General features: G+C 65.9%; 7 protein-coding genes. 4 read left to right on the forward strand and 3 right to left on the reverse strand.

What is annotated here, in order from left to right:
- Window positions 1-29 precede the first annotated feature (29 nt).
- Window positions 30-1,478, reverse strand: a complete 1,449-nt coding sequence (locus GD1_RS17550; RefSeq protein WP_083534336.1) for a phosphotransferase — start codon at window positions 1,476-1,478, stop codon at window positions 30-32.
- 18 nt (window positions 1,479-1,496) lie between these two features.
- Entirely contained in the window at window positions 1,497-2,183 is a 687-nt protein-coding gene (locus tag GD1_RS17555; RefSeq protein WP_244882861.1) for a TetR/AcrR family transcriptional regulator, read from the reverse strand.
- A gap of 150 nt (window positions 2,184-2,333) precedes the next feature.
- Between GD1_RS17555 and GD1_RS17560 the strand changes: the two genes are divergently transcribed.
- On the forward strand, window positions 2,334-3,590 hold the full coding sequence (locus GD1_RS17560) for an acyl-CoA dehydrogenase family protein (protein WP_059038571.1): 1,257 nt from the start codon (window positions 2,334-2,336) through the stop codon (window positions 3,588-3,590).
- A gap of 24 nt (window positions 3,591-3,614) precedes the next feature.
- On the opposite strand, the gene GD1_RS17565 is transcribed toward GD1_RS17560, so the two are convergent.
- Entirely contained in the window at window positions 3,615-5,420 is a 1,806-nt protein-coding gene (locus tag GD1_RS17565; RefSeq protein WP_059038573.1) for an oleate hydratase, read from the reverse strand.
- 652 nt (window positions 5,421-6,072) lie between these two features.
- Between GD1_RS17565 and clpB the strand changes: the two genes are divergently transcribed.
- The 3 genes from clpB to GD1_RS17580 all read left to right on the forward strand — a co-directional run.
- The gene (clpB, locus tag GD1_RS17570) at window positions 6,073-8,625 is read left to right on the forward strand and encodes an ATP-dependent chaperone ClpB (protein ID WP_059038575.1); all 2,553 of its coding nucleotides are present in this window, start codon (window positions 6,073-6,075) and stop codon (window positions 8,623-8,625) included.
- 222 nt (window positions 8,626-8,847) lie between these two features.
- Entirely contained in the window at window positions 8,848-9,444 is a 597-nt protein-coding gene (locus GD1_RS17575; RefSeq protein WP_059038577.1) for a DNA-3-methyladenine glycosylase I, read from the forward strand.
- Between the two features lie 200 nt (window positions 9,445-9,644).
- The coding region (locus GD1_RS17580) for an HNH endonuclease signature motif containing protein (RefSeq protein WP_169798199.1) at window positions 9,645-10,726 on the forward strand (1,082 nt) is incomplete at its 3' end.

The raw sequence follows: 10,726 nt of genomic DNA on the forward strand, positions 1-10,726 counted from the left end.
ACCTCTGTCGGCCGACTTCGCGGGTGCGATCACCGACGACGTGTGCGAGTGGCCCCACCCGGATCGGTGGGGGCGCGGGGTGGGGACCGGTGGTGGCGCGGATTCGCCACCGCCAACCGGGCGGCGATCGCGTGGGTGATCACCTCGCGGATCGCCGGGTCGGCGGCATCGGCGGCATCGGCGCGGATCTGTAGGGCCAGCTCGGCATCGTCCCGATATCCGTGACGGTGCAACAACTCCCGATGCTGCGCCCGCAGGGTGTCACCCAACTCCGCTTCACGCGCGCAGATGCCGAGGATGTGTCCGGCGACCTTGGTGCGGTAGGCGACGGTCGGGTCGGCGTCGGATGCGGTGGTGCGGAGGAAGTCCCGGACCGCCGAGATCAGGTCGGCCGACGTCGGGACGTCGAACAGGTCGGGAAACGATCCGGTGGGGTCGTCGAGGTGGAGTACATACGGCTGCCATCCGAGGAGTTCGAGCAGGTCGTGCTCACACTCGGCGATCCGACGTCCGATGGCGAGCAGTTCCATGCTGTTGTCGGTGCCAGGCCCGTCACCGCGATCGGCCTGCATCTGACAGATCACCGCCCAGCGGACGGTCGCGAAGAGCTCCCACCACGCGACGGTGTCCGGATTCGGGGTCACCCCGCTCTCGTCGGTGTAGCCGCGGAAGAGTTCGTCTCGGGAACCGAAACCGCCGACCGGATCGGGGGCGCCGAATCGCCAGGTGCGGCAACACAACCAACCGAGGTCTTCCATCGGGTCGCCGAGATGGACCAGTTCCCAGTCGAGGACGGCCTCGATGCCGTCGGGTGAGATCAGCAGGTTGCCGTTGCGGAAGTCGCCGTGCACCACGGTGATCCGGTCGGTCGACGGCCGGGTGGCCGCCAGCCGGCGGAATGCCGCGTCGAGGATCGGCCGTGGCGTCATGGTGGTGACGTACCGACCGTAGATCTCCTCCAGCGGATCGTCGAACGAGAGATTTACGCCGGCACCGGCATCGGTGAACGCCGACGGTTCCATCAGGTGAATCCGCGCGAGTTCGCGGCCCATCAGATAGGGCAGTCGGGGGCGGATCGCGGCGTATGCGTCGTCGCGCAGCAGCCGTTGCGGCAGTGCCTCACCCTCGACCCGCGCCATGACCAGGTAGGAGCCGGCGAGCGGACCGGTGGTCTCGCTGTTCTCGGTGAGTACCTCGGGTACCGTCACCCCGGACCGCCGTGCCTCGGTGAGTGCTGCTGCCTCCCTGGCCATCTCGTCGGGCTCGTCCCCGGACGGATCACTGACCGAGGGGTCGTGGCGCAGGATCAGTGCATGCCGTCGGCCGTCGGCGGTGGCGGCGTCGAATGCCCAGGTCGCGCGACTCGCGCCGGCGGTCACCCGTTGCAGCCCGGTGACGGTGCACGGGGCGCCGAGTGCCGTGCCGACGCGGGCGGCCAGCACGTCGGCGAGGTCGGGATCGGTTGCGGTGTGCGTCATCAGCGGTCTCCGGTGCGTTCAGGGGGTGGCCGACGGATCGTGGTGGCCGACCGTGTCGAGGGCGATGCGCTGGTGGGATTCGACGATCTCGTCCGGACTCATCGCGCCGTCGGGGTGATACCAGGTGGCCACGGCCGTGCACGCGGTGACGATGAACCGTGAGGCGGCGATGGGATCGGCGGCGCGGAAGACACCACGCTCGGCCCCGTCGACGATCACGCGATCGAACATGCGACGCTGGGTGTCTCGCTTGCTGACGATCAGCTCACGGGCTGCGGGCTCGAGGCTGCGCAGTTCGGAGTTGCCCAGCAGGCTTTCCCGCAGGCCGGAGACGTGGACCCGGACATGCGCGCCGACGATGGCGCGGAGGCGATCGGCGGGGTCGGTACCGGCGTGGAAGAGGGCGTCCTCGGTGTGGGCGATCAGTCCGTCCATCCCGCGGTTCATGATCAGCGCCAGCAGATCGTGTTTGGACCCGAAGTGGGTGTAGATGGAGCCCGATGCCACTCCGGCGGCGGTGGCGATGTCGCGGACCGAGGTGCCGTGATAGCCCTTGGCGGCCATGGTGGCCAGGGCGGCGTCGAGAACGGCCACGGCGATGGGGTCGTCGGAGTCGTGGATCACCGAACTCCGCGACGGGTGGTCCGGGGTCTGCTCCGGGGTCTGCTCCGGGCGCCGGGACGTGGCCTTCGTCGACGTCGTCACCACCCCTCCTTCCCTGATCGATCGTTCATTCCGTCGGTCATGTCGGCAACGCTAACACCGTCGGTGGTGCGCCTGTTTGCGGAATTCGCACATTCGGCGTCGACGATCACGCTAGCGTGGCCTGAACGATCGTTCATGGAGGAGATTCGGATGGACACCGGCATCCCGGCGGAACCGCACCAGTTGCTCGATGATCTCGACGCGTTCATCGAACGCGAGATCGTGCCGCTACAGGCACAGGACGACAACGAGAGGTTCTTCGATCATCGCCGCGAGTGGGCACGCACTGATTTCGAGGCGGGTGGGACGCCCCGGGAGGAGTGGCATGAACTGCTGATGGAGATGCGACGCCGTGCCGACCGTGCGGGCTTCCTGCGGCGTGATCTACCGGCCGAACTCGGTGGCCATGACGCCACCAGCCACGAGATGTCGGTGATCCGTGAGTATCTCGCCCACCGAGGGCTCGGTTTGCACAACGACCTGCAGGACGAGTCGTCGGTGGTCGGCAACTTCCCGAGCCTGCACCTGGTGTGGAAGTTCGGGACCGACGAGCAGAAGCAGGAGTTCACCGAGCACCAGATCACCGGCGAGCGTGGCCTGGCCTTCGGCCTCACCGAACCCGATCACGGGTCGGATGCCACCTGGATGGAGACCACCGCGACCCGCGACGGTGACGACTGGATTCTCAACGGCGAGAAACGGTGGAACACCGGGATGCACATCGCCACACACGACCTGATCTTCGCCCGCACGTCGGGTGAGCCGGGGCATGCGCGCGGTATCACCGCCTTCATCGTGCCCGCCACCGCACCGGGCTTCTCCGTCGACGGCTTCCGCTGGACCCTGAACATGCCCACCGACCACGCCGATGTGAGTCTTCGTGATGTGCGCGTGCCCGATTCGGCGATCCTCGGCGAGGAAGGGCGCGGCCTGGAGGTGGCGCAGACCTTCGTCCACGAGAACCGGGTCCGGCAGGCCGCATCGAGTCTCGGTGCGGCGCAACACTGTATCGACCGGTCCGCCGCATACGCCCGCGAACGCGTCACCTTCGGGCAGCCGCTGGCCACCCGGCAGGCCATCCAGTGGCCGCTGGTGGAACTGCACACCGAGGCGACCATGCTGCGGCTGCTGATCCGTGACACCGCGGCCCGACTCGACCACGCCGAACACATGGCCGTGTCGGACCGGGTGTCGATGTCGAACTATCGCGCCAACCGGCTGGTCTGCGAGGCCGCCGATCGCGCCATGCAGATCCACGGCGGGATGGGCTACAGCCGGCATCTGCCGTTCGAGCACATCTACCGACATCACCGCCGGTACCGGATCACCGAGGGCGCCGAGGAGATCCAGATCCGCAAGGTCGCCGGACATCTCTTCGGGTTCATGGGTGGCGGACCGAAGAGATGACCGGCGACGGCCGGACCGGTAGGATCAGGAGATCGCGTCGTCGGCGCGGTCGCGCCTGACGGTGTCGCCGACCTCGGGAACCAGCCCGAAATCGGTGAGGAGCTTACCGATCTGGGTGTGGTCGAGCTTGGAGATGATCCGGTTGCCGATGAACTTGGGCCCGGGGAGTTCGACCTCCTCGCCGTCGCGCAGGCGTGAGGTGGCCTTGAGCAGGAAGCGCAGGTCGTAGGTCGAGTTGAAGACCTCCGGGACACCGCGATCGACGCCGAGGAGTCGGTAGGCGGCTTCCATGCCGGTGCGGACCGAGTACTCGGTGGTGAAGATGGTGTCGCGGGTGGTTTCGGCGAACTGCCCGATGAAGGCGAAGTTCACCGCGCCCTCGGGGACGACGTCGGGCCGGTCACCGGCCTTGCGCGGCATGAAGAACGAGGTGACATACGGCATCATCACCGGCACCGTCTTGGCCTTGGTCGCCGCGAGATCAGGGATGTCCTCGACGGGAACGCCCATGTGGTAGAGCCATTCCTGGGTGATCTCCTCGCCGGTGCACTCCTGCATCGGCTTCTTGACGAAGTCTCCGGGGGTGTCCACGAACAGGCCATAGACCCAGACGACGATCTCGTCCGGCGACTGCTGCTTGAAGTGGGGCTGGCGGTTCACCGTCCAGCTCAACAGCCACGACGAATCCTTGGCGGTGACGATGTCGCCGGTGACGACCTTGCCCGCGAAGGGATCTCGCTGGGCGATCTTCTCGATGTAGCGGGGGATCTCCGGGCCGATGGTGGTGACGGTTGCCGACTCCCACTTGGTCTTCGGGATGTCGCCGGCGAAGACGTCGGGGCGGCCGAAGGACGGATCCTTGGCAGCGATGCGACGCCAGAGATCCCAGGCGGGGGCGGGACCTTCGTCGAGGGATGCCGGGTGGAAGTGGTCGCCGTCGACGGAGTTCTCGGTGAGCGAACCGATGGTGGTGAGCACCAGATCGTCGGGGCCGAGGTCCACACCACCCGCCACGCCGTCGGAGATCCAGTGGATACGGCTGGCCTGCTTGCGATCCCCGTCGATCACGAAGTCGATGTCGGTGACCTCGGTGGAGAAGTCGAAGGTGACGCCCTGGTCGAGCAGCCACCGGTACATCGGCAGGACCAGCGACTCGTACTGGTTGTACTTCGTGAACTTCAGGGCCGACAGATCCGGAAGGCCTCCGATGTGATGGACGAACCGGTGGAGGTAGAGCTTCATCTCGAGCGCGGAGTGCCACTCCTCGAAGGCGAACATGGTGCGCCAGTACAACCAGAAGTTGCTCTGGAGGAACTCTGCGCCGAAGACCTCGTCGATCCGCTTGTCCTCCATCTCCTCCCGGGAGGCGAGGAAGACCTTGACCATCTCTTTCTGGGCGGTGTCACCGAGACCGAACTCGTTGTTGGTCTTGGCATCCTGGCCCTGGTTCTCGGTAACGCGGCACAGCGAGTAGTTGGGGTCGGCCTTGTTGAGCCAGTAGAACTCGTCGAGCACCGATCCGTCGACCTCGAGTGAGGGGATGGTGCGGAACAGATCCCACAGACACTCCATGTGGTCTTCCATCTCACGGCCACCGCGGATGACGAATCCCTTGTCGGGCTTACGGATACCGTCGAGTGCGCCGCCGGGGAGGTCGAGTCGTTCGAGGATGGTGATCTTGTTGCCGGGTAGCTGGCCGTCGCGGATCATGAAGACGGCCGACGCCATCGATGTCAGTCCTGCACCGACGAACCACGCGCTCTTGTTCTCCACGCCTTGGGGCTTGAGTGGGCGGGCGAAGGCCTCGTAGTTTCCGCTGCTGTAGTACATCTGTGCTCCTTTGCTGCGACGGGTCGACAGGACGGCGAGCGCTCACCGACGGCGCCTCGCGTGGGTCGGGCTCTCCCCTGCGAGGACTCGCCATCTCGCTACTCCGATCAAACGATAATGAGCATACTCATTAATGAGTATACTCACTAATCTGGGAGTTGGCCAGGAAGCGGATGGTGAACTCTGGGGGTTGCCCGGGTGTGCCGGGAGGTCCCGTGGTTGTGGTGGTGCGTGTGTGAGCTCGGCCGGCGGAGATTTCGACACGACTCGTCGCTGCGCTCCTTGTCGGCTCAATCACCGTTGGGGAGCGGCTCGCCGAAGCGCTGCTCGTCGGCTCGATCAGCGAAGGTCGGCGTGTCGTCGGCTGCGCTGGTCGTCGGCTCAATCGGCGTTCGGGAGCGGCTCGTCGGCTTCGCTGCTCGTCGGCTCGATCAGCGAAGGGCAGCGTCTCGTCCACTGCGCTTCTTGTCGGCTCTATCGGCGTTGGGGAGCGGCTCGTCAGGGTGGCGGTGTCGGTGGGCGACGCTAGTGTGATTCAGATCACCAAGAATATCGAACTTGAGCGAAATACGCTCAACCTTGCTCGCGTTGGACTCTTCGAAACGCCATACTTGAGCGTTAGAGACTTAAGAACGTAGAGAAAGGTGCAGAAGTGGACAGCTTCACCCCCACCACCAAGACCCAGCAGGCGCTGAGTGCTGCGGTGCAGGCGGCGGCCGCTGCTGGCAACCCCGACGTACGTCCCGCCCATATCCTGGTCGCCCTGCTCGATCAGTCCGACGGCATCGCCGCACCGCTCCTCAAGGCAGTGGGGGTCGATCCCGTCTCGGTTCGCACGCAGGCCCAGGCGATGGTCGATCGTGCGCCGACGGTGTCCAGCTCGAGCGCCCAGCCCCAGCTCTCCCGTGAGGCCATCGCGGCCGTCACGACCGCCCAGCAACTGGCCACCGAACTGAACGACGAGTACGTCTCCACCGAGCACCTCGTCGTCGGCCTGGCCACCGGCGACTCCGACGTCGCCAAGCTGCTGCACAACGTCGGAGCCACCCCGCAGGCCCTGCGGGAGGCGTTCGTCGCCGTGCGCGGCAGTGCTCGGGTGACCTCCGAGGACCCCGAATCGACCTACCAGGCACTCGAGAAGTACTCGACCGACCTCACCAAGGCCGCCCGCGAGGGCAAGCTCGACCCGGTGATCGGCCGTGACGCCGAGATCCGCCGCGTGGTGCAGGTGTTGAGCCGACGGACCAAGAACAACCCGGTCCTGATCGGTGAACCCGGCGTCGGCAAGACCGCGATCGTCGAGGGACTGGCCCAGCGCATCATCGAAGGCGACGTCCCTGAATCGTTGCGCGGCAAGACCGTCATCTCCCTGGACCTCGGTTCGATGGTGGCCGGTGCGAAGTACCGCGGTGAGTTCGAGGAGCGCCTGAAGGCCGTCCTCGACGAGATCAAGGGATCGGCCGGACAGGTCATCACCTTCATCGACGAGCTGCACACCATCGTCGGCGCCGGTGCCACCGGCGATTCCGCGATGGACGCCGGCAACATGATCAAGCCGATGCTCGCCCGCGGTGAGCTGCGGCTGGTCGGTGCCACCACGCTGGAGGAGTACCGGCAGTACATCGAGAAGGACGCCGCACTCGAGCGTCGCTTCCAGCAGGTGTACGTCGGTGAGCCCAGCGTCGAGGACGCCATCGGCATCCTGCGCGGGCTGAAGGAACGGTACGAGGTGCACCACGGCGTGCGCATCACCGACTCAGCACTGGTCGCCGCCGCAACACTTTCCGATCGCTACATCACTTCGCGCTTCCTGCCCGACAAGGCCATCGACCTGGTCGACGAGGCCGCGTCGCGCCTGCGGATGGAGATCGACTCGCGCCCCGTCGAGATCGACGAGGTCGAGCGCATCGTCCGCCGGCTCGAGGTCGAAGAGGTCGCGCTGGAGAAGGAGCACGACGAGGCGAGCAAGCAGCGTCTGGAGAAGCTGCGTCAGGAACTGGCCGACCAGAAGGAGAAGCTCAACGAGCTCTCGGCCCGCTGGCAGTCGGAGAAGACCGCCATCGACGCGGTCCGCGACGTCAAGGAGGAACTGGAAAACCTTCGCGGAGAAGCCGATCGCGCCGAGCGTGACGGCGATCTGGGCAAGGCCGCCGAGCTGCGGTACGGCAAGATCCCGGCGCTGGAGAAGAACCTCGAGGCCGCGATTGCCAAGACCGGCACCGACCCCGACCAGGACGTGATGCTGCAGGAGGAGGTCGGCCCCGACGACGTCGCACAGGTCGTGTCGGCGTGGACCGGCATCCCCGCGGGCAAGATGCTGGAGGGCGAGACCGCCAAGCTGCTGCGCATGGAAGAAGAACTCGGCAACCGCGTGGTGGGACAGTCGGCCGCGGTGGTCGCCGTCTCCGACGCCGTGCGTCGCGCCCGGGCCGGTGTGGCCGACCCGAACCGGCCGCTGGGTTCGTTCCTGTTCCTCGGTCCCACCGGCGTCGGCAAGACCGAGCTGGCCAAGGCACTGGCGGAGTTCCTGTTCGACGACGAGCGGGCGATGGTCCGCATCGACATGAGCGAGTACGGCGAAAAGCACGCCGTGGCACGGCTCGTCGGTGCACCTCCCGGCTACGTCGGCTACGAGCAGGGCGGTCAGCTGACCGAGGCGGTGCGGCGTCGTCCGTACACGGTGGTGCTGTTCGATGAGGTCGAGAAGGCCCACCCGGACGTCTTCGACATCCTGCTGCAGGTGCTCGACGAGGGACGGCTCACCGACGGCCAGGGTCGCACGGTGGACTTCCGCAACACCATCCTCATCCTCACGTCCAACCTGGGCTCGGGCGGTGACAAGGACCAGGTGATGGCGGCGGTGCGCCACGCGTTCAAGCCGGAGTTCATCAACCGTCTCGACGACGTGGTGATCTTCGACGCGCTGAGCCCCGAAGAACTCGTCTCCATCGTCGACATCCAGCTCGACCAGCTCGGCAAGCGTCTCGCGCAGCGCCGACTGGAACTGCAGGTCACACCGAAGGCCAAGGAATGGCTGGCCGAGCGTGGCTTCGACCCGCTCTACGGCGCCCGCCCGCTGCGGCGCCTGGTGCAGCAGGCCATCGGCGACCAGCTCGCCAGGGCACTGCTGGCCGGCGACATCCGCGACGGCGACGTCGTGCCGGTCAACGTCGGCGCCGACGGCGACGCGCTGGTGATCGGCTGATCGGAGCCGCAACGATCTGAGCAGCCCTCAGGAAACGGCGAGGCCCCTTCCCACATCCGGTGGGAGGGGCCTCGCCGCATTCGCGTGCCGTCGACCTGCCGACTGTCCCGCGCGCGAGCGAATGGGTAGCGTGCAGGGCTGCGGGGTGTGTTCGGCCACGCGGCTTCTCACACAGGCAGTGCGTACGTACGGATCGCGTTGAGACGGATAGGGAGTGTCGTCATGGTCGAGGTGGTTGTGGGCACCGACGGTGTGCCGCGATGCGTGTGGGCGGCAGTCGAACCCGAGACCACCTACCACGACACCGAGTGGGGCTTCCCGCTGTCGGGCGACACCGCGCTGTTCGAGCGGGTGTGCCTCGAGGGATTCCAGTCCGGGTTGAGCTGGCGGACCATCCTGACCAAGCGGGAGAACTTCCGAAAAGCGTTCAGCGGCTTCGACATCCCCACTGTCGCGCGGTTCTCCGATGCCGACGTGACCCGTCTGCTCGGTGATGCCGGGATCGTGCGTCACCGCGGCAAGATCGAGGCGTCGATCAACAATGCGCGCCGAGCCGAGGAACTCATCGACTCCGAGGGCTCGCTCGAGGCATTCTTCTGGCGATACGCGCCCGCCCCGGACCATGAGCCCGGATCGATGACGACATCCCCGGAATCGGTTGCGCTGTCGAAGGATCTGAAGAAACGAGGCTGGCGGTTCGTCGGCCCGACGACGATGTTCGCGCTGATGCAGGCCGCCGGTATGGTCAACGACCACTCCTTCGACTGTGCGATCCGAGAGAAGGTGGCAGCCGCGATCGCGGCGCATCCCCGACCATGAGTCGAGATGTGATGTAAATCACACTAGTCCACATCCTGCCACCTATCCCAAATACTGGGAAGAATGGCCGCTAACGTGTGACTGGCGTTAATGGTGTGGGTGGAAATGGTAGTTCACCGCGCAGTTGTGGTGAAATTTCCACGCACTGACCTGGGGAAATCGTCCTTGACTCGAACGTGTGTATGGCTACCATCGAAGTCATGCAGGGGGAGCTGGAGACCATTCTCGACGCACTCATCGATTGTCGTTTCGACGACGATCCGACCGGGCCGGACGTGTTCATGGACATGCGGACACTGGTCACCATCAGGAACGTCGTCGACGCGTTGACCGCGGCCGGGGCCGGGCATTTGGATCGGCTGGGGGTTGCGCAGCGGCATGGTCACAAACCGATCGCCTTGTTGATCGATATGGGGTACGCGCCCGCCGTCGCTGCGCGGATGCAGCGGATCGGCACCTCGGCGGCGTTGGACCGCACGCTGAAACATGCTGCTGACGGCGCGATCTCGGGTGAACATGTCGATGCGATCGTGCGCGGGCTGAATCAGATCGGGTTACGCGCCGGGGAGGCTCCGACTGCCGAGGCCTGGGCCGAGTTCGAGGGTGATCTGTTGGCGCAGGTGTTGTCGGGGGCGAAACCGGCTGAGGTGATGGCCCGGGCGCATCAGCTGGGGGACCATCATGCTGATGACACCGAGGGGGGACGTCCAGCGAAGGAAGACCGCAATCTGAATGCCCTGGATATCGGGCGCACCGACGACGGGCGGGTCGCTGTCTCGGGGAGTCTGGATGTTGTTGTCGGCGAGAAGTTGGCGACGGCGATCGAGAAGCTGTCGGCCCCGGTCCCGCAACCGGATGGTTCGAAAGACCCCCGCGACGCACCCCGACGCCGGGCTGATGCGTTGGAGATGGTCCTTGACATGGCCGCTGGTGCCGGGGAACGGTCGGTGACCGCGCTACCGTCGGCGTTGATCAATCTGTCGGTACCCGCGGATACACCAAACAGAGCCGAGTTGGCGTTCGGTGGGTCGATCACCCACAACACCTTGTTGGAAACGAGCTGTGACGGTGTGGTGGTCATGACGATCGTCGACGGCGAACGCGTGCCCCTGGACATGGGACGCTCGAAACGCTTGTTCACCGCCGGTCAGCGGCGAGCGTTGTTCGAGCGGGATCGGTGTTGCATCAAGTGTGGTGCTCCGGCATCTCGGACTCAGGCTCATCATATTGCGCATTGGTCTGAGGGCGGTGCCACCGACCTTGCCAATGGGTGTTTGTTGTG

Source organism: Gordonia desulfuricans NBRC 100010 (genome assembly GCF_001485495.1).
Classification (GTDB): Bacteria; Actinomycetota; Actinomycetes; order Mycobacteriales; family Mycobacteriaceae; genus Gordonia; species Gordonia desulfuricans.